General features: G+C 51.6%; 11 protein-coding genes. 5 read left to right on the top strand and 6 right to left on the bottom strand.

Annotated features, from left to right (window positions below; translation table 11 throughout):
- Positions 1-56 precede the first annotated feature (56 nt).
- Positions 57-833, top strand: a complete 777-nt coding sequence (locus Q1A54_RS12130; RefSeq protein ID WP_299988388.1) for a metallophosphoesterase family protein — start codon at positions 57-59, stop codon at positions 831-833.
- A 66-nt stretch (positions 834-899) separates the two neighbouring features.
- Here Q1A54_RS12130 and Q1A54_RS12125 read toward each other — a convergent pair whose 3' ends face one another.
- Together Q1A54_RS12125 and Q1A54_RS12120 are read right to left on the bottom strand one after the other, a co-directional pair.
- Positions 900-2,114 (bottom strand): GAF domain-containing sensor histidine kinase, encoded by a 1,215-nt coding sequence (locus Q1A54_RS12125; RefSeq protein WP_299988385.1) that lies wholly within the window; start codon positions 2,112-2,114, stop codon positions 900-902.
- Positions 2,115-2,608: 494 nt separating this feature from the next.
- Positions 2,609-2,866 (bottom strand): hypothetical protein, encoded by a 258-nt coding sequence (locus Q1A54_RS12120; RefSeq protein ID WP_299988382.1) that lies wholly within the window; start codon positions 2,864-2,866, stop codon positions 2,609-2,611.
- A 99-nt stretch (positions 2,867-2,965) separates the two neighbouring features.
- On the opposite strand from Q1A54_RS12120, the gene Q1A54_RS12115 reads away from it, so the two are divergent.
- The 4 genes from Q1A54_RS12115 (at position 2,966) to Q1A54_RS12100 (ending at position 9,153) form a co-directional block, all read left to right on the top strand.
- A complete protein-coding gene (locus tag Q1A54_RS12115) occupies positions 2,966-3,859 on the top strand; it encodes a LysR family transcriptional regulator (RefSeq protein WP_299988379.1) in 894 nt (297 codons plus the stop codon).
- Between the two features lie 350 nt (positions 3,860-4,209).
- Positions 4,210-6,615 (top strand): TonB-dependent receptor, encoded by a 2,406-nt coding sequence (locus tag Q1A54_RS12110; RefSeq protein WP_299988376.1) that lies wholly within the window; start codon positions 4,210-4,212, stop codon positions 6,613-6,615.
- Positions 6,616-6,641: 26 nt separating this feature from the next.
- Entirely contained in the window at positions 6,642-7,859 is a 1,218-nt protein-coding gene (locus Q1A54_RS12105) for a DUF4374 domain-containing protein (protein WP_299988373.1), read from the top strand.
- 82 nt (positions 7,860-7,941) lie between these two features.
- Complete coding sequence (locus Q1A54_RS12100; RefSeq protein WP_299988371.1) at positions 7,942-9,153, top strand: PepSY-associated TM helix domain-containing protein; 1,212 nt, start codon at positions 7,942-7,944, stop codon at positions 9,151-9,153.
- A 77-nt stretch (positions 9,154-9,230) separates the two neighbouring features.
- On the opposite strand, the gene Q1A54_RS12095 is transcribed toward Q1A54_RS12100, so the two are convergent.
- The 4 genes from Q1A54_RS12095 to Q1A54_RS12080 form a co-directional block, all read right to left on the bottom strand.
- On the bottom strand, positions 9,231-10,172 hold the full coding sequence (locus Q1A54_RS12095) for a DUF808 domain-containing protein (RefSeq protein WP_299988368.1): 942 nt from the start codon (positions 10,170-10,172) through the stop codon (positions 9,231-9,233).
- Between the two features lie 203 nt (positions 10,173-10,375).
- Entirely contained in the window at positions 10,376-11,614 is a 1,239-nt protein-coding gene (locus tag Q1A54_RS12090) for an OmpA family protein (RefSeq protein ID WP_299988365.1), read from the bottom strand.
- Positions 11,615-11,626: 12 nt separating this feature from the next.
- Positions 11,627-12,622 (bottom strand): PorP/SprF family type IX secretion system membrane protein, encoded by a 996-nt coding sequence (locus Q1A54_RS12085; protein ID WP_299988363.1) that lies wholly within the window; start codon positions 12,620-12,622, stop codon positions 11,627-11,629.
- 5 nt (positions 12,623-12,627) lie between these two features.
- On the bottom strand, positions 12,628-20,049 hold the full coding sequence (locus tag Q1A54_RS12080) for an Ig-like domain-containing protein (RefSeq protein WP_299988360.1): 7,422 nt from the start codon (positions 20,047-20,049) through the stop codon (positions 12,628-12,630).
- Positions 20,050-20,547 lie beyond the last annotated feature (498 nt).

Below are 20,547 nucleotides of genomic sequence, written 5' to 3'. Positions count from 1 at the left end.
CAGCTTCATATTAATCGTAATATTGCAATGAATATAACTTCTACGTATACGACACGATGACTAAAATAGCGCTCTTCAGTGACATACACGCCAACCTGCCTGCCTTAGAGGCCTTTTTTGCAGATGTAGAGACCCGCAAACCCGACTTCATCTACTGCCTCGGTGACCTGGTAGGGTATAACATCTGGCCAAACGAGGTGATCGATGAGATACGCCGTCGAAACATCCCCACTATAGCCGGCAATTATGATTTTGGCATTGGCAGAGAGAGCGACGACTGCGGCTGCGCCTACAAAACAGAGGAGGAAAAAGCCAATGGCGCAGTCTCCATCTCCTTCACTAACAAGATCATCAGGCCTGAGCAACGGCGCTATCTCCGCACTTTGCCTGCGCACATCAAAGTAGAGTTTCAACTGAACAACGATAAACTGAACCTACTGCTGGTCCATGGTAGTCCCCGCAAGATCAACGAATACCTGTTTGAGGACCGAGACGAAAAAAGCCTGCTGCGCATCATGAAGGATGCTGATGCCGATATCATGTGCTTCGGCCATACCCATAAGCCCTACCACCGCATTCTTAACTCAGGTGAGGGAGACCAGAGCCATTTCCGACACGCTATCAACATTGGCTCGGTGGGAAAACCCAAAGACGCTGATAACCGGGGAGGCTATGTGATGCTGACCATAGACGAGCACAGCTCGGTGCTGAACAAGGACAGTATAGAAGTAGAGTTTATTCGCTTTGCCTACGACTACGAGAAAGCCGCAAGAGCAGTGGAGGAGTCAGAGCTGCCAAACGCCTATGCTGAAAACCTGCGCAAAGGTTGCTGAAACTTTCATTGCCAAGGCACGAGGCGACCATTCCCTATTCATTCCAAAACAAAAGGAGTTTGCCCCTTAAAAAACGATTGTGAAAGTCGTGCCTTTGTCTAATTCACTTTCAACCTTTATCTCTCCCTGCACCCTATCCACCATTCTTTTTACAATGTACAGACCTATGCCGCTGCCCTCCACATGGTCATGCAAGCGCTTGAACATTGTAAAGACATTGTGTTGTTTTTTGGCTGGTATACCTAGTCCATTGTCCTGCACCGACAAATAGGATTTGCCATCAGACTTTTCGAGTTTCACAATTACCTTTGGCGTTCTGTCAGGTGAGCGGTACTTGATGGCATTACTGACAAGGTTGCTGAGGATGCTCTTAAAATTCTTTAATGAAAAGCCCGTTAATCGACTATCCGTAGCGATAACCTCAATCTTTGCATCAGACTCGACGATGAGGCTTTGCAGATCCTGCTTCACGGATTCCATGATATCATAGAGATCAAGAGCCGCTGCCTGTTCGTCTGCACCTGTTTTGTCAAGCTCTACAATGGTGGTCAGATCCCTGATCGTGGTAGAGAATCGTTTAAGGGAGGCTTTCATCATGGCAGTGATCTGTTTGATCTCCTCCCGGTCCATTTCATCCTTCTCTACAGCGTCTGAGAGGATAGAGATCAGGCCTTCGATGTTGGCCACCGGTGACTTAAGGTCATGTGAGGCGGTGAACACAAAGCTATCCAGGTCAAAGTTGGCATCCCGCAGCATACTATTTTTACGCTGCAGTTCCAGGTTAACAACGTAGCTGCGCTCCAGCACGCTACGGCTCTGCAAGTGGAAGGCCAGCAGGTCGGCAAACATCTTAAAAGTATTTACCACCTTAGGGTTGTTCACTTTGGCAGGCTTTGCGTCTATAGCGCAAAGTGTCCCGAAAAAAGTACCGTCTTTCAGGATGATAGGAACCGAAATGTAACTTTGGAGGCCATAGGTCTTGGGAGTATGATGCTCCTTGTAAATGGGATCTTCTGCTACATTGTCAATAACGATGGGTTGGCGATGATCCCTGATTTCATTGCACAGGGTGGTGGCAATCTCAAGTTCCTCACCCTCCTTTAGTCCGAAATGCACCTGATCACGCACGCTGCAGGCCAGCCATCTATCCTCTGTTACACGTGCAATTGCCGAAAAGCCCATTCCTGTAAGCTGACAGACCGTTTCAAGCATGTTTGGGACAATGGGGATTTGCCTTACGGCTTCCAAGTCTTTCAGGAGGTTGTCTTGGATTTCAATCATATAGAAAAGCCTTTTTCTGATTAGCGGATTTTCTAAATGCTGAAACCGCTGCTTCTTAATTCTTTAAAATTAAAAAAAAATAGTTAAAACAGAATTAAAACCGGGCAGAAATGAGTCATCCCTCTGTTACAGGGTGAGCCGATACAGCTCTCTCTGCGCTCCGCGTTCCTGTTTCAGACACTGACGAAGCAGCACGTCCAACACTTTGCTTTCTGTCTTGCTCACTGTTCCAGAATTTGCGCTCCCATCACGAACTTCCATCTAAAAGGGTTGCCTTGGGTTATAAAAAAAAAACAGCAGTCCATACCTACATTTTACGTTTATAAACAATTGTTAATCAATGATCAACAAGAACACCAAGCATCTAGTGGCTAAGCAGATGCGAAGCAGCTTCGGCGAGTGCGGTCAGCAACAAAAAAATCCCTGCAGATTTTCATCTGCAGGGATCGCTTGCTCCGGGGAGCCTATAAATACTAGCTGTTTAGAAACGCTGGCTAAGGTTGCATGAAGTATGCTCTGACTAAAGCAATCACGGCAACAAGCAGGAAGATCGTATTCAGCACCGAGCTTGCATGCGCCTTTTTAGATGCAGCATACAGAATCATAAAAAAACATCCGACGATGTTCATCCCCAGATACACCAGTGACTGTCCGTGTGTAAGGCCCATGCTGTTCAGGCTAAAGGCCGAAAGCGAAAAGAAAGCGCCTGTCCAACCAACCGCCTCTCCCATGTATTTTCGTAGTGTGACCATTGTTTTACACATTAATTGTTGATTGCAAATTAAACTGGTGCAAATGGGCTTAAAAATGCTTTTATTCGCTTGACTAATGCAAAAAACGAATCACAGCGGATGGAGCTACAACAGATCAAGTACTTTCTTGCACTGGCGCAGGAGTTGCACTTCTGGAACACAGCCGAGCGCATGTTCATCACGCAGTCTGCCCTCAGCAGGCAGATCAAGGCGCTGGAAGACGAAATGGGAGTACAGCTTTTTGAGCGGACGAAGCGGAGCGTAAAGCTCACCGAGGCCGGTGCTTTTCTGCGGGACCAATGGCTGCCGCTGCTCGATGAGATAAACCGCATTCACCTGCAGGCCCGGAAAATACACGAGGGTGCCTTTGGTTTGGTGCGCATCGGGTATCCCGGCTCCATCGTTTATGGCTTTATGCCAGACCTGATCACCAGCATCTCCCAGGCCCTGCCCGAGCTGAAAGTGGAGCTTGTGGAGCCCACTGACATCAGCTTTGAGCAACTGCTGCTCAACTACCAGATGGACTTGGCCTTCCGCCGTGATCCTGCCGAGAATCCTGCGCTGCAGTCGCAGTGCCTCTACTCGGAGCCTTATGCATTGGCCGTGCCGCAAAGCCACCGACTCACCGAGCAGAACTTCACAGGACTGCACGACCTGGAAAACGAGAAATTCATCTTGTCTAATCTGGCTCAAACGACGTTTTATACCGCGGGACTACGTCAGATATTCGAAGACCATCATTTCACACCTGATGTGCGCATCGAGACAGATTTCGGGGGCATGGTGTTGGGTCTCGTATCCAAGGGGCTCGGCGTGACTATCCTGCCCTACTCCTACTCTTTCAGTGCTCTGCCCAATGTGCGCTTTATCAAACTGCCTTACCAGATGAACCTCTATGTTACCTGGCGGAAGAATGACAATAGTCCCGTCCTGAAAAACATCCTGAAACTGGTATCTGAAACAGCGCACAAGTATATGCATGTGTACATCTAGTCCCTGCGCAGAAATCATTCTGATCAAGTAGCGTCTTTCCGTTCCCTGCAGAGCACATCACCCTGATGCAGAAATCCGATGCCTGCTCTGAGCTATACCTTAGCACAGGCACTCAACTCATTGCCTGTGGCTAATCCTCCATGCGTAATGGCGATCCTATAAACTCATTCCCACTCTTGTGTTTCCTACCATTCAGCTTCCAGGACACTTACAAACTGCTATATATTGAAATATTTACTGCTGATACTGAGCACCTGATTATTGTTTAGAATTAATCTAAATAATTTTGAACCTTAAATTTTCTGTCATAGCTTTGCCTCAATTTAAAATCAGTCTAAATAACACAGGCATTGCAGCAGTTTATCAAATTAATCGGTGCGATTGTACAAGTTCTGGTGCTGGTATGCTTTACCAACGCAGCCTGGGGCCAGGAGCTGACCAAAGCAGTCATCTCCGGAAGCGTGCGTACTTCCGCCGGTGAACCGCTGGCAGGCGTGAGTGTGGTACTCAAAGAGGCTCAAAAAGGTATTACCACGGATGCCGCTGGCCGTTATGAAATCACCAATGTATCCCCGGGTGAATATACCTTGTTGATCAGCTTCCTGGGCTTTGAGACACAGGAAAAAAGCATCTCGCTCAAGCCATCTCAATCCTTAGAACTAAACGTCAGCCTCCGCGAGAAAACCTTTGAAATGAAGGGCGTGGAGATTGTTGGCAAATCTGCCACCCGAGAGGTAAACGAGCAGCCTTATGCCGTTACCGCCATCTCCACGAGGGAGCTGCAAAACAGTACCTCAGACGCCAAAGAAGTGCTGAACCGGGTGGCTGGTGTGCGTGTGCTCGAAGAAGGCGGTCTGGGCTCGAATCTGAGCTTCTCACTCAATGGCTTTTCAGGTGATCAGGTAAAATTCTTCCTGGATGGCATTCCAATGGATAACTTTGGCTCCTCACTTCAAATGAGTGACATACCTGTCAATTCCATCGATCGGATTGAGGTATACAAAGGGGTGGTTCCGGTGTGGCTGGGTACGGACGCACTGGGCGGAGCCGTCAATATCATCACCAACCGAAAAGCTAAGTTCCTGGACGCCTCCTATTCAGTAGGTTCCTTCAACACACACCGTCTGTCGCTGAATGGCGCCTATACCAACCCGGCCAATGGCTATACCTTCAGGGGCAATGTGAACTACAACTACTCTGATAACAACTACCGGGTACTGGTTCCGATCAGGGAGGGCAGCAACATCATCGACACAACCGAGGTAGAGCGATTCCACGACCGCTACCGCTCCGGCACTGTGAAGCTGGAAACAGGCTGGGTGAATAAAAAGTATGCTGACAATCTCTTGTTTGGCGTGATCGCTTCCGGCAACGACAAACAGGTGCAGACCGGCGCGACCATGAACAGCGTGTACGGAGGCATCATGCGCAATAGCCGTTCGGTGGTACCTACCCTCCGATACAGCAAAGACGATTTGCTGGTAGACGGACTGAATGTGAGTCTTTACACAGCTTACAACATCACCCAAAGCGAAGTGATCGACACCCTGCGTGGCGTTACCTACAACTGGCTGGGACAAGCTACTTACACGCCTGGTTCCAACAACGGGGAGCTGCTCCGCACCTACACAACCTTTGACGACAACGACTTTAACAGCCAGCTGAATGCGGGCTATACCTTGAGTCCCAAACATTCACTGGCATTCAACTACGCTTACTCCTATTTCCGCCGCAAGGCTTTCGACTCCGAGAACCCGGACAGAATTGAGAACCAGTTTCCGAGATCGCTCAACAAGCAGGTACTGGGCCTGGCTTACAAGTTTGACCTGAACGAGAAGTGGAGCACGACGCTGTTTAGCAAAGCATATTTCCTGCATGCCAGAACAAGCAAGCAGTATGATTTCGCCCTTGAAACCCAGCGCACCGAGGCCCTTGAATCGAGCAAGCAGAACTTCGGCTATGGCCTGGCTACTACCTATTTCCTGTTGCCGGACCTGCAGCTGAAGGCGTCGTACGAGCATACCTACCGCATGCCCTGGGCCACCGAGATTTTTGGAGACGGACTTTTTGTGCAGCCAAACCCTGACCTGGGTCCGGAGCAGAGCGACAACTTCAACGCCGGGGCTGCCTATGGCTTTAAGCTAGGTCAGGATCATCAGTTTAACCTCGAGAGCAGCTTTGTTTACCGCGAGGCAAAAGATCTGATCTACCAGGTAGTAAGAGTAGCCAGTCCGCAGACCTATTACGACAACCTGAGCGATACAAGAACGCTGGGCGTGGAAGGCAGTCTGCGCTACCAATGGCGCGACATGCTGCGACTGGGCGGCAACTTCACCTTCCAGGATATCACCGACCAGGCTGACTTAGTGTTTAACGATTCCTATACCAACACCGGGTGGCAGCGAAACTTTCAGAAAGGCTTCCGACTACCCAACACCCCTTATATGTTCGGCAACGCCAATGCCGGTTTTACCTTAAGGGATGTACTAGTACCGGGTGCTGTCTGGAACATCAACTACTTCTACAACTATGTGGAGCAATACTTCCTGAGCTGGGCAGAACTAGGGTCCAGAGACTCTAAGAAAGTAATCCCGACACAGTCATCGCACAACCTCGAACTCTCCGGCAGTTTCCGGGAGGGCAGGTACAACATCGCGATCGAGTGCCGCAACCTGACTGATGCCCTGCTTTACGATAAATACTATCTGCAGAAACCTGGTCGTGCTTTTTACTTGAAATTCCGATATGTCCTTTAACTATTATCTAAATCCAAACAATTCATATGTTTTCATTTAAATACGCCAGCAAGCTGGCATTGCCAGTCTTGGGCCTTTGCTCTGCCCTCCTGTTCACTTCCTGCGACAGTAATGACGAAAACCCGACACCAGACGCGGACAGCTCTTTTGCCATGTCACTCGCTGTTAGAGGCAGCGACGGAATCTTTACTTACTATACTGTTCCTTTTGGTGATTTAATGACCGGAAACATCTCAGCCAAAGGACAAGGTATAGAGCAGTCGGGTTACTACGACTTCACGCAAATCGGCAAAACTATTTACAGCATTGGCGGTCTTGATGACGTGAATGTGGTGGGTATCTCTAAGAATGAAGCCGGCGAACTGAAGCAGATCGGCAACGTCTCTTTCCCAAACAGTCTGTCTGATATTATTAAGGCTGACAACAATACGCTGGTGGGCGTGGAAATGGCATCGACATCCGACGTGATCAAGTTCCATACCTTCAGCGCCAACACGGTAACGGTTACCGCCACCAAGCAGCACCTTGTTTCTGCCATCACCAACCTCAAGGCACCCTCTTATTCAGGCATGGCCATCAGTGGCAACAACCTATACCTGAGCTACTACATCAGCGACCCGACCACGTATGCAACCCAGCATACTGACAAGGCGCAGATCGCAGTTTTCTCTTACCCGGGTCTAGAATTCCAGAAAGTGATAGAAGATACCCGCACCGGTCCGATCGGTGGCTTTAACACCAAGTCAGGTTTGACGGAAGATGAGAAGGGAGATGTTTATGCGCTGTCGCATACCAATCCGGCAAACGGCTACAGCCAGGTGACCAACAAGCCAGGCATCCTGCGTATCAAGAACGGCGAAACGACCTTCGACCAGACTTACTTCTTCGATGTGGAGCAGCTGACCGGAGGCAAAACCATTTCGCACCTGAAGTACCTGGGCAACGGTAAAGCATTTGTTGAGGTCAACACAGCTGCCAGAAACCAGCAGGCCGCCTGGTCTGACGGACCGCTTCGCTCTGCCATCATCGACCTGAACAATAAGACGCTGACTTACATTGATGGCTTGCCGGAGCATGCTGGCAGTGGCCGCAGACTGGCAGCACTGCAGGATGGTAAGTACGTGTACATGAGCATCCCGGAAGGTAACGCTATTTATGTATACAGAATAGACACTGAAACCAACACGGCTACGAAAGGCGCTGAAGTAGAGGCCAACTTTGTGGCTGGTATTTCAAAGCTGTAGCAGAGAACATGAACTCTTTTACCCGCTTCATCGGTGCACGATGGAGCGGGTATTTTCTCTTTAAAAACTCCTTTCTGTTAAGATGAAAAGCAAGAAGAATAGCGGCAAAAGTGTGTTGAGGCGGGTGAATGACTGGCTGCACCTCTGGCTTGGCCTTGCCTCGGGCATTGTGGTGTTCATCGTCAGCATTACGGGCTGTATCTATGTTTTTGAGTCGGACATAAAAGATGCCCTGGAGCCCTGGCGCTTTGTAGAGGCGCAGGATAAACCCTTTGTACCACCCAGCCAGCTACTGGACACGGCAGCAGCCTATATGCCTGGCATAAAGCCGACCGGTCTCACCTATAGCAACAAAGAAGGAGCCGCAGCAGTCGGGTATATGGGTGCGGGCAACGGGGAGGCAGACTTTACCGCCATTTTCATCAATCCTTACACCGGGGAGTTCCTGAAGAAGCAATCGCACGGTAACGGGGAATTCGACTTCTTTCATTTTATCATAGACGGTCACCGGGCCCTGTGGCTGCCTTATGAGATCGGTCGCCCGGTGGTAGGTATAGCCACGCTTATTTTTGTACTGCTGCTCTTTACCGGTCTGGTAATGTGGTGGCCCAGGAAACTGAGCAAGTCTGAACTTAACAAAAGTTTCAAGATTAAGTGGAACGGCAAGTTCAAGCGGGTAAATTATGACCTGCACAATGTCGTAGGTTTCTACAGCCTGATCCTGGCTTTTGTGCTGGCCGTAACGGGTCTGGTTTGGAGCTTTGAATGGTTCGGCAATGGTTTGTACTACCTCACCTCAGGCGGCGAGGAGAAACCCGGCCACCACCATCCGCACTCTGACGTTTCTAAAGCAGGTCTGTTTGCCAACGACACAGTGTCGATGCTGGACAAAGCCTGGTACAAGACGCTGGCCCTGGAGCCTAATGCACAGGGCTGGTACATGACGCCGATATTGGAGGACGAGGAAGATGCGATCGAGCTTACGGCTTACCAGGACTTTGGCTCATGGTATAACCGGAACGAATACTACTACGATCAGCATACTCTGGAACTCTACCGCGTGCAAGGCGACAGATTCTCGGAGGCGAGTCTGGCAGACCAGCTCGTGATGCTCAACTACGACATGCACGTAGGCATTGTGTGGGGGATGCCGGGCAAGATCCTGGCCTTCTTCATTAGTCTGATCTGCGCCAGTTTACCGATCACTGGCTTCCTGGTGTGGTGGAACAAAAAGAAGAAGCCGAAGAAGCAGGTTAGCCGCGAGAAGAGATTGGCTAAGACAGCCGGAGCTTAAACTAAGAATGTAATTAATGAAATATAAAAGGTCGCCTATTGCTAGGCGACCTTTTTGCTTTTTATGGTTCAGGTAAATTAATGCGTCACCTTCTCGGGGGACCGCTTGAAAAGTTTACTGCCCAGGGAAACCACCTGCGCAATGACCGCCCCGAGCAGTACTCCGCCCAGCGCAAGCACCAGCACTTTCACCAGCCAGCCAAGCGCAGGTATATCAGGGAATAAGTGGTCCAGGGTTTCCATCGGGTGGTGCATAAACGGCAGTCCATGCGCGATGATCTCGGCTCCTACCCATAGCATGGCGGCAGTACCCACATACCCCAATACTGTCAGAAATTTCGGCATGGACTTCACAATACCCCGCCCGATCTTTTGGGTGGTCGGGTGGAATTTGTCCTGCGCCATGTGCACCCCAATGTCGTCAGCTTTCACGATCAGGGCCACAAAGCCATACACTGCGATAGTGATGAAGATTGCTACCGCAAACAGTACCACGATCTGGTTCACCAGCGGACTCTCAGCAACCGTGGCATACGCTATGGCCATGATCTCTGCCGAAAGGATAAAGTCTGTTCTAATTGCACCGCTCACCCGCTGTTTCTCCAGTTCCTGTGGGGTGATGATGTCCATTTCCTCTGTAGGCTCGTCGGTTGGTTCGTGTGTTTTGCTGAACATGGAGTGTACTTTCTCGTAGCCCTCAAAGCACAAAAAAGCACCCCCTATCATCAGCAGGTAAGGTATAACAACGGGTAAAAAGTAGCCTAGCACCAGCGCGGCCGGCCCCAGAAAGATCGCTTTGTTGATGAGCGACTTTTTAGCGATTTGGAAGATGATGGAAAGCTCCCGCTTCGGGTCGAGGCCCACCACATATTTAGGCGTCACGGCCGTGTCGTCGATCACAATGCCGGATACTTTACCAGTGGTTTTCGCCACCTGAGTGGGCACATCATCCAAGGTTGCCGCACTGACTTTCACCAGCGCTGCCACGTCGTCTAAAAGCGCAAGAAGTCCTGTCGCCATGGTGTATTTTTATTTTAAGGTGAGGTAAGTTCATATTGCCTGCTTTGTACGCATGAAGTTCCAAAGCAGGCTGATACAAGGTCGTAATTTAAGCGAAAGAAATGGGATTGTGCTAGAGTGGATTTAAGAACTGATAAAAAAAGGAGGCCCCTCTTTTAGGTAGGGGCCTCCTTTTTCGTGTTTTGTATGTTTATGGTCAGGAACTACTGCACCGTGTATAGTTCGGTCTTGCGGTGTGCTTTGCCCTTACCCTGGAGTACCTCACCCTCCACTTCTACCCTGAAGGCCTTATCCGCAAAGTAAAGCTGGATATAGGCCTTGACGCTCTGAGCGCGCTGCTCACTCACACGCTGTTTTGCCGCAGGCTCCCCGTAGCCGTCGGAGTAGCCTTTTATCACAAAGGATGCTCCTTCTGGCTGCAGACGCAGGAAGCGGGACAAACCGGCCAGTTCGCTCAGGCTCAAGTGCACCCGGTTAAACTCGTTGTAGAGCACCAGCGTAGGTGTCGCGGCTCGCACGGGAGCTTTAACGGCCGGTTCCTCAGAGATGGGCTCCACTGTTTGTTTAAGCACTTTCTCTACAGCTGGTTCAGAAACAGCTTGCTCAACTGGAGCCTGCTCAGCCTCCTCGACGGTGGCTGTGGCAACTGGCACAGACCGTTCGCCTAGCATGTAAGCAACATAGCGCGGCGCCTCTTTACCGGTTCCGGTCACCCATAAGGTATAGTCAGCACGCTTGCTAAAGTAGGCGTTATAAGTCTCCTTTCCATTTACCACACCTGGCAGTCGCACAGCCTCTCCCGGCTGCCCGTTCTGCAAAGCGGCTCCGTAAATGTAGGCGGCCTCTCCCTCCTGACGGGAAAAATACAGTGAATCGTTGCGCACAAAAGGAGCGAACTCTGCCTGGTCGGAATTGACCTGCTTGCCCAGGTTGCGCGGGCGGGACCACGACTTGCCGTTCCACTCGCTCAGGTATAGATCGTCGTAGCCCTGTGAGCCTCCCAGTTCGGCGGCGATATAGAGCTGGCGCTGGTCCTCGGTCAGGTATAAGCCCAGATTGTAAGAGTGGTTGCGCAGGCGGGGAACACGCACTTCCTCACCCTTTACAAACTCTCCGTTTGTCCACTTATACCTGGTTATCCGTTCCTGTTTCCTGCCCGACTTGTGGTAGACAAACACCTCTCCTGCTGCCAGGTCACCTCCAACAATGGCGTTGATGCGGCCGGCATTCAGAACAATGGCCCGTTCCGTGGCCTTTGCTTCTCCGAGACGGGCAGTGTAGAGGTACTGCCCGTCGCCCTCTTTTTTGGTCACGAGTAGAATATCCTCTCCTAACAAGGCCACGCCGGCCATTTCAGCATTCGTTTCCAGGAGTTTCGTCTGAGCCTGACCCACTGTCAGGGCTCCTAAAATCAATCCAATGGTATATATAATCTTCTTCATGTTCGCCTTGCTTTACCAGATAGTCACTTGTCTTCCGTACTTGGGATACTTCACCGGAATCAGGTTATAGGTGAGGGAGATCTCGTTGGTGCTACGGCTCACGTGGCGGGCGTTCTGAATCGGGATCTCGTAGGCATAGCCAATGCGGAACTGATCCAGACGCAACCCGGCAGTGGCGCTCCAGGCCAGATCCTGGCGGTAGCTGCCTCCCAGCCAGAGCATGTTCTGGTAGATCGCTTTGAGTTGTAGCTCGGCGCTCTCCTTCAGCTTGTCGTCGTACTGCAGCATGGCATTGGCCACCAGCCCGAACTCATCGGAAAGGGCAGTGCGGTAGCCTGCCTGCAGCAGATGCTTGCGGGTATAGAGGTCCTGCAGAAACTCATCTCCTCCTGACACGATGCCGCCCTTGGTCACGTCCTGCATAGCATAGCCAATGTAAAAGTTATCAGCCGTCAGCGTCCAGCCCAGGTTCAGGTCGAGCTTGCCCTGGCGCAGGCGCTGGCCCAGCACACCCTGAAACTCCGGGTCGCTTTCGTTGTCAACCGTCAGCCTGTTGCCGTCCAGGCGCTGGGCATTGTAAACGATGGCTCCACCCCAGCGAAGGCTCAGACTTTCTGAAAGGCGCACCCGCGAGGCGTAGCCCAACTGCACCTGGCTTTCGGAGAAGGGTCCGAACTCATCCTGCAGCACCGACAGACCGAAAGCATGCTTGGCACCAACCTGGCGGTTGTAGTAATCATCCTGCCGGGTGCGGAGCATGTCACTTTTTCGCCAGGCAGTCATGTCTGCCAGGTCCAACTCTGCGGAGGCGAAGTAGGTGCGGGGCGCTCCCTCAAAGCCTGTCCACTGGTTGCGGTGGAAGCCCTTGAACATAGAGCCCTCGTAGCCTGTCAGCGAGGGGTTGTAGTATTGCTGAAACAGCTGAAAGTTGGCAATGTGCTTTCTGTTCTGGGCACTCACGCCCAGAGCAGAAGCAACGAATAGTATAGATAGGATTAACTTTTTCATGTTGATTACTTGCTAAGGATTGTCACCACGCCACGCTTCACCCAGTTGATGTCCTTCACCTCCACGGTGAAAAGGAAAGGGCCTTTTAGAATCTGTCCGTTCGGACCTCGTCCGTCCCAACCCTTCTCCGGATTGGTAGTTTCGAATACACGCACGCCGGAGCGGTCGAACACCTGGATGTAGACCTCGTTGTAGAACCGCAACTCAGGTATGGTCCAGTAGTCGTTGATGCCGTCTCCGTTCGGAGAGAAGGCGTTCACGATCTTGAGCTGGTCCACCGTGCGGTCATAGGCCTGCTTGGTGAGCGTAAAGGTGCGCTCGATCGTGTTCAGGTATGGATCTGTGCTGCGCACGCGGATGGAGAAGCTTGTCATACCTGACAGCCCCTTGTTTGACTTCAGGTATACCTGATCGCCACGGATCTCAAAGAGCGCATTATGTGTGTCTCCCTCGCCGCTTGCCAGGGTATAGACAAACTCGGTATCATCCGGGTCGGTGGTCCTCAGGGTACCGATCACCTCGTCAGCCGTGGCCTCTGGTTTGAAGGTGGTAGCGCTGAAGGCAAGTGCAGTCGGCACTTTGTTCGGCTGTACTTCCACAGTCACTTTAGCGGTCAGGTTGCTCAGGTTAGTGGTCATGTCAGCCAGTTCCAGTATACCAGTCAGCACATAGGGCCCAGCCTTGGTGCCATCGTAGGCGCCGGCTTCCCAACGTACGTTCACCTGTGCTGCCTCACCAGTAGAGTAAGTAACCGCTACAGTCACTGGCAGCTGAACCTGCTCAAACTTTGTGCGGATCGGCACCTGGATCATGTCCGGAGCTGTCACGGAAGCGATGTTGCGGGTAATTTTAACTACCTGCGCCGTTGCTTCCACTCCCTTGTTGCCGGCCTTGTCTGTTAGGTATAGCTGCACGGTCAGCGTACCATCCTTGAGTTTTTCCAGGTCAAGGTTCGCAATGCTTAAACTCTCCTCCGTCACCTCTCCTGTGCCGGTTACTACGGTGCTTTCCTGACCTCTTGTGATGCGGTAAGTAAAGGTAGTACCCGGTTCAGATCCGGAGAGCAGCAGTGTCATCTCCTCCAGGTTCGACACATCCACGCGGGCAGCTCCCCAGGCGATGGCGTAGCCGGCAGGTGCCGTGCCGTCGTAAGTCAGGGTCAGCTGGTTAGAGGCTGTGTTGCCGTTCGTAGCAGCATCCGCTACTCTGTTTTCGGAAATACTGATGCTTACTTCTCCGTCAAAGGCTGGCGTTACCAGAGCGTTATACCTGGTTTCACTTTCTCTCGTCAGGTCAGACGCTGTGCCGTTAGTGACGGTGATATTGGCCAAATCGAGGCCTGTTACCGGTTCACTGAATGCAATCGAAACAGGTATAGCGGCATTGGTCAGGGCCGGAGCCGTGGTAGTCAGTGCGACTGCCGGACCTGTTTTATCATACTGCAAACGCAGCGTATTAGAAGCCAGGTTACCGTTACCGGCTCTATCCTCTGCCACATCCGCAGCAACGTTTATGGCTACCTCCCCTTCTGTAGTTGGCGTGATCGTGGCGGTGTATACCTTGCCGGTTACAACTGGTGCCAGGTTCGACACAGAGCCGCCAGCCACTTCGATGTCTGCCAGGGTGAAACCGGAAACTGGCTCATTGAAAGTAAACACGACGTCAAAGGCAGCGTTTATTGGGCTATTGGCTTCTGTACTCAGCACAAGCGTTGGCTTGGTGGCATCGTATATTCTGGTTAGTGCATCGGCTTTCTGGTTACCGTTTCCGGCAGCGTCGCGGGCTACATCAGCCGTCACGGCTATACCTACTTCGCCATCCGACATTGGTGTTACCAGGGCGGTGTATACCTGAGCAGATACTTGCTTGAAGGTCGAAGCCGAGCCATTCGTCACGGCAATATCCTGCACGTCAAACCCTGTCACGGCTTTGCTGAAGGTAAAGGTTACCTCATATGGGCTGTTCACCACATCCGCAGCCGTCGTGGACAGCACCAGCGTTGGCTGTGTTACATCGTAACTTAGCTGCAGGCGATTAGATGGCAGGTTGCCGTTACCGTATGCATCCTGGGTCACGTTCTCAGCCACGGAGATGGTGACCAAACCATTTGCAGTTGGTGTCACAAGTGCGGTGTATACCGTGGCGCTTTCCTTGGTCAGGTTAGAAGCGCTTCCGTTTTCTACCGAGATGTTAGTTAACACCAAGTTTTCTACAGATTCAGAGAAGGTAAGGCGCACAGTAAAGGCAGTATTGATTGGGCTTGTCACTTCTGTGGCCACTTCCACTACTGGCCTTGTGGTGTCGTAGAGTCGGGTGAGCTGCTCAGAGGCAAGGTTCAGGTTACCGGCTGCATCCAGCGCCACTCCGGCTGCAAGGGATACCTGCACTTCTCCGTTCGCTTGTGGCGTGATCTGCAGGGTATACTCCTTCTCATTCTTGACCGAGAAGGCTGTCACCGTACCGTTTATAAGCGTCACATCAGCGCCTATAATTCCGGTTACCGCTTCGCTGAACGTGACAGCTACCTCAAAGGCTGCGTTCAGCTTCTCAGGAGATTCTGAAGCCAGCACGACGGTTGGCTGTGTCTTGTCAATATTCAGTTTCAGGGCTGTGGCTGCTTCATTTCCGTTGCCAGCTGCATCACGGACCACATTTTCAGTCACGCTCACGATCACTTCTCCCTCGGCAGTTGGTGTAATCAGGGCAGTGTATACCTGCGCGGAAACCTGCGCAAAGGCGGAGGCCGATCCGTTGCTCACCGCAATGTCTCCTACTTCAAAGCCGCTCACTTCTTTGCTGAAGGTGAAGGTCACCTCAAAAGCAGCATTGGTCGGGTTAGTTGCGCTGGTTGACAGGGCAAGTGTCGGTCTGGTCGCATTGAAGGTTCTGGTTAGCGTTTCAGAAGCCGTGTTACCATTGCCTGCCGCGTCCTGCGCTACATTAGCCGATACTGAAAGTGTTACCAGTCCGTCAGCCAGCGGGTTTATCTCGATGGTATACTGCAGGTTATCTGCTGTGGCCAGGCCGGAAAGCGTGGCGTTAGCTACCGTTATACCTTGCGTAGAGAATCCTGTCACAGGCTCGGAGAACGTAACGCTCACCTGGAAAGACCTGTTGATCGGATCCGGGGCAGTGCCTGCCAGCACTACGCCAGGGCGATCGGCGTCATACACCAGCGCAAGCGAGTTGGAAGCTAAATTGCCGTTCGAGGCTGCATCGCTCGCCGCGTTGGCAGGTACCTGTACGGTTACCTCACCCGCTGCCGAAGGAGTTATCAGCGCACTGAAGCGGCGTCCGTCCACCTGATTGAATTGTGTAAGTGTACCATTCGTAACGGCTATACCTGTCGCGGTAAAGCCTGACACATCTTCGCTGAACTCCATCGTAATGGAGAACCCACTGTTGACAGGATTGGAAGCGCTTGTTCGGACCACTACAGTTGGTCGCGTGGTATTGTAGCGGCGGGTAAGCGTATTCGAAACTTCATTGCCATTGCCAGCGCCGTCCTGGGCTGCATTGGCGGCCACGCTTACGCTCACCTCCCCATCGGCTGCAGGTATCACCTGCACAGTATAGGTTTTCGGGTCGACTACCACGAAGTCAGCGGCTGCGCCATTGGTTACGGCAATATCACCGATAGCAAAACCAGTCACATCCTTGCTAAAGGTGAGGCTCACGCTGAATGGCGCATTTACCGCAGCCGTTGCAGTAGAAGCCAGTATTACAGTAGGCTTGGCTGTGTCAAAAGACATTCTGAGTACATTGGAAGCCAGGTTATCATTGCCAGCTGCGTCCTTTGCTATGCCCGCTGCTACGGCAACTGTCACTTCGCCGTTAGCGGCTGGCGTAATAAGAGTTGTGTAGGTTGTAGCGGACACTTTTACAAAATCAGAGGCAGCTCCGTTGCTGACAGTGATGTCCGACAGATCAAATCCTGCTACGTCTTCTGTAAAAGTAAACTGTGTTGTGAAAGCTGTATTAATTGGGCTGGTGGCAGTGCTGGCGACCGTTACCTGTGGTCTTGTGACGTCGAAGTTCCGAACTAGCTCAGTTGAAGCCAGGTTCTGGTTGCCTGCTGCATCAACCGCTACACCTGCTGCCACGCTGATTCTTACTTCTCCCTCAGAGGCAGGCGTTATAGTCGCCTTGTATACCTGGTTGTCAGCAGTCATCAGGTTGGAAGCCGTGGCATTCAATACTGTCAGGTCTGCAAGTGCAAAACCGCTTACGGCTTTGCTGAATGTGAAGAGGACCTCAAAAGATGTGTTGGTAGCGGTTCCTACATCGCTGGAAAGTGTAAGGGTGAGCGGCACATTGTCCACTATGATCTGCGCCTCGGCAGCACCAATGTTGCCGGCACCGTCGCGCAACTCCGCGTATACCTTGCGATTGCCATTACCGGAAGACAGAGTCCAGGTATGGCTTGCCGCAAATGGCATCCAAGCATCCCAGGTAAGATTATCGTTGGAGAGGCGCATACCCGTTACGCCAGTCAAGGCATCGGTTGCTGTAAGGCTAAGCGCCACCTGCGAGGAAGCGGTATAAGCAGCCCCGCCGTTGATGGCAAGTGCTCCGGTCGGCGCGGTCTTATCGAAGGTGACACGGCTCCCGTTGGTGGTAGCGCTGACAGCTACGCCTGCATTGCCTGCCAGATCGCTGAAGCTGATGCTGAACGGTACGTTACCTTCGTTACTGGCAGCAGACATGGTATAGGTCGCGCGATACTCCTGGCCCGACACAGCCACTACTGTTGCCGCATTGCCTGCGATCAGCACCGTTGGCTGCCGGATGGCTTCACTTGCCACGAAATGCAGCGTGATCACATCTCCTGCTTTTGCCAGTGCACTGTTGCTATTGTTAGAGGCTATGCTGACAGACTGCAGCGTTGGAACAACGGCATCTACCAGCACTCCAGTGGTAACTGGCACCTCATCAAACTCCAGATCAGAGGCTTCGTTACCCGCCAGGTCGGTAATGGTGAATATTCCGGTAGGCAAGGCTCCCATAGGCCTAGGACCTGGTATGATGTTACTGGCGACCACAATTCCCGGGGCAACTTCAATTCCATCCATGTCCAGTTCTCCTTCCTGTACGGTATAGCGGAAAGCTATCTGCTCGGTGCCGCTTCCTCCGTTATAAAGCGCCAGCACCACTTTGTTTCCGATCTTCAGTGGAATAAAGGGTTTCCCGTCCTCTGGTAGCTCAGGCATTTCCGGCATCTCCTCAGTTGCTGCGCTTGCGCTCAAGGGACCAAATATTGGCCCTGCCTCACTCAACTCTACCTTCTCACTGAAGCGTACTGTGAAGTCTAGATGCTCGCCTTGCTTGTAGATTTTATCTGCTGGCACCGTTAACCCCAAGAGAATTGGACGAATACCATCTACACGCACATTGCTGCGCGAAATGGGGAACGTGGCACCTGTCTCCAGTCTGTTGCCTTGCATATCGGTCGGCATCGTAGCATCCGACTTCAGGGCCAGCACCTGTAGACCTAGTCCCTGCTCACCTTCCTGCACCGTATACTCATAGCTGGCATAGTTTTCATAAGACCAACTTCTGGTCGCTTTTCTTATTGCCGTACCCACCCGTAGTTCGAGGTAGGAATTCTCAAGGTGCAGCATGTTTTCGCTGAACTCCAAACTGAAGAATAAGTAGCGTTCCCGCTCCAGATTATAAGTACCGTCGTCGGGTAGATTAATAGATGTAATGGTTGGCGCAACGGCATCTATTAAAACACCGGCTGTAGATGGCACACTGTTCAGTGACAAGATTGCCGCATTGCCAAAAGCATCGGCTAACGTTCCGCCATTCAGTACAATGGTCCCAAGAGTGATGCCGTTCATATCCTGATCGCCTGGCTGCACCGTGTAGCGGAAACTCAGCGCCGACGAGCCGGAGCCGCCCAGGTAAACCGCCTGTCGGGAAACTGCGCCTATGGTCAGGCCCAGCGTTGGGGTCCCGTTATTTGTAGCTACTGTTACGGCTTCAGTGAAGTTGATCGTGAAATCCAGTTGCTGACCTGCGCTGTAGGTACTGTTGGCAGGCACAGAAACAGAGGCAACGGCTGGACTTGTGGTATCTATTGTATACGACTGGCCAGAGGTATAGCCTCCACCAAGTCCATTCCCGACCACATCCGTGATGCCGGTTCCATTCGCATTCATATCCAGGCGCATGGCGCCGCTTCCACTAATGTCAGAGACAGTTATCTCGTATCTATTTCCCGATCCGCTTACACTTACAATGTTCCCTGTTGCCATTCCCATGGAACTCAGGGTGAAATCATCTGCAGTTACGCCCGTAACGGACTCGCTGAAAGAAACCAGGTAGGTAACGGTTGTTGCGTTCGTGTTTTCAGTTGCCGGGTTGTGACGGGTGATGCTTGTCACGACCGGAGCTGTCGCATCTATCCTCCAGGTATGGGTTGCGGGTGTAGGATCCACATTTCCGGCTACATCCACAGCCCGCACTTGTAGTGCATGCGTGCCATCGCTCAATCCCGTCGCTGTCAGCGGCGAGGCAGCGGAGGCAAATGAACTGCCATCTACACTTGCCTGGAAGGAGCTGCCAGCCTCGGTGCTTGTGAAGGTGAAAGTGGCGCTGGTTGAGTTTGAAACAGTGGCTGGGCCACTGACTATAGTGGTGTTAGGCGCCGTTGTATCAATCGTTACACTCAATCCAGCTGAAGAAGGGCTCTCGTTTCCTGCCCCATCTGCTGCTTTTGCCGTGATGGTATAGGCTCCCTCTGCCAGAGCACTGGTTGTTATTGTCCAGTTACCAGATCCATTGGCCGTTGCAGTACCGACCACAGTCCCATTGGCATACAGCTTTACAGTTGTGTTGGAAGTTGCTGTTCCTACGAAGGTAGGCGTGTTATCATTAGTGATGTTGTCGTTATTGCTCAGCCCCGAATCACTGGCGCTCGACAGGTCTGGAGTGGTAGGAGCTGCAAGCGAAGGAGCAGCACGTGTTACTGTAACTGCATAGGTTTTAGTGCTGCCATTTTGCGCAGTGACAATAACAGTAATTGTGTTGGAGCCAACATTCAGATTAACTGCTTTGGAGGTCACGCCACTGGCCAGCATGGTTCCGTTGATACTGACAGTTGCATTGGCGTCTTCCTTGGTGGGGGTTGCTGTAACCGATGTTGCTGCATTTGCTACGCTAGCTGTATAGCTGGTTGTATTGACATTGAAATCCGGTGACAAAGTAGTGCCTGAGAGGGCCAGGTTGGAGAGATTGGCATTACTGGATAAGGCGGTTCCGACAGGACCTACTACAAGGTTGTCTATATTTAGCTCAAGAAGCCCTGAAAACATAAATGTGACAGACCTGACCTCCACATCATTTGATACAACTAGGCCTTGCCGGTTGCGCTCCTGATATTCTTCCTGCGGCAAAGTAGTCTCATTATAGGCTACTCTCAAATGAGGAGGTAAATATAATCCATCGCTAGAGCAAGTATAAGTAAGCCATAGGCTATAAAACCTGAATTTCTGGTTGTCTTTGCGCCTTATAGTAAAGCTGGTTGTAGCAGCAGTATTAAAGTGCAAGCTGGCACTATTATTAGCGCCGCCATCATTCTTGTTCTCCCAGCTATTATTAATTAAACCGGTTAGCTCATACTCTACTCCCCCCACGTTGATCGTAGCAGTCGTATTCCATGGCCATGAATCTGTCTGACCACTTAAGACTGCAGGGGTTGAGAAATCGTGCGTGAACTGGCTCTGGGCATGGACAACCTGCGATAAAGTGAGCCCTCCCAAAATGAAAAGAAGCAATGACAGCCTTTTCAAATAAGATTTGAAAACGTCAAAGCCTGTCCCGCTCCTTGCCGAGCCGGTGAAAGCAATACTGGGTTTCATAAACTAACTGGTTAGAAGAATTTTATCAATAGAAATTCCGTGTTGTACCAGCAAATTTAT

The organism is uncultured Pontibacter sp., from assembly GCF_947502515.1.
GTDB lineage: Bacteria > Bacteroidota > Bacteroidia > Cytophagales > Hymenobacteraceae > Pontibacter.
This window is presented reverse-complemented; position numbering and strand designations above follow the sequence as displayed.

Bases quoted from the DNA above. Each gene is read 5' to 3' on its own strand.
- Q1A54_RS12130 (WP_299988388.1), top strand. From the start codon at position 57: ATGACTAAAATAGCGCTCTTCAGTGACATACACGCCAACCTGCCTGCC.
- Q1A54_RS12125 (WP_299988385.1), bottom strand. From the start codon at position 2,114: ATGATTGAAATCCAAGACAACCTCCTGAAAGACTTGGAAGCCGTAAGG.
- Q1A54_RS12120 (WP_299988382.1), bottom strand. From the start codon at position 2,866: ATGGTCACACTACGAAAATACATGGGAGAGGCGGTTGGTTGGACAGGC.
- Q1A54_RS12115 (WP_299988379.1), top strand. From the start codon at position 2,966: ATGGAGCTACAACAGATCAAGTACTTTCTTGCACTGGCGCAGGAGTTG.
- Q1A54_RS12105 (WP_299988373.1), top strand. From the start codon at position 6,642: ATGTTTTCATTTAAATACGCCAGCAAGCTGGCATTGCCAGTCTTGGGC.
- Q1A54_RS12100 (WP_299988371.1), top strand. From the start codon at position 7,942: ATGAAAAGCAAGAAGAATAGCGGCAAAAGTGTGTTGAGGCGGGTGAAT.
- Q1A54_RS12095 (WP_299988368.1), bottom strand. From the start codon at position 10,172: ATGGCGACAGGACTTCTTGCGCTTTTAGACGACGTGGCAGCGCTGGTG.
- Q1A54_RS12090 (WP_299988365.1), bottom strand. From the start codon at position 11,614: ATGAAGAAGATTATATATACCATTGGATTGATTTTAGGAGCCCTGACA.
- Q1A54_RS12085 (WP_299988363.1), bottom strand. From the start codon at position 12,622: ATGAAAAAGTTAATCCTATCTATACTATTCGTTGCTTCTGCTCTGGGC.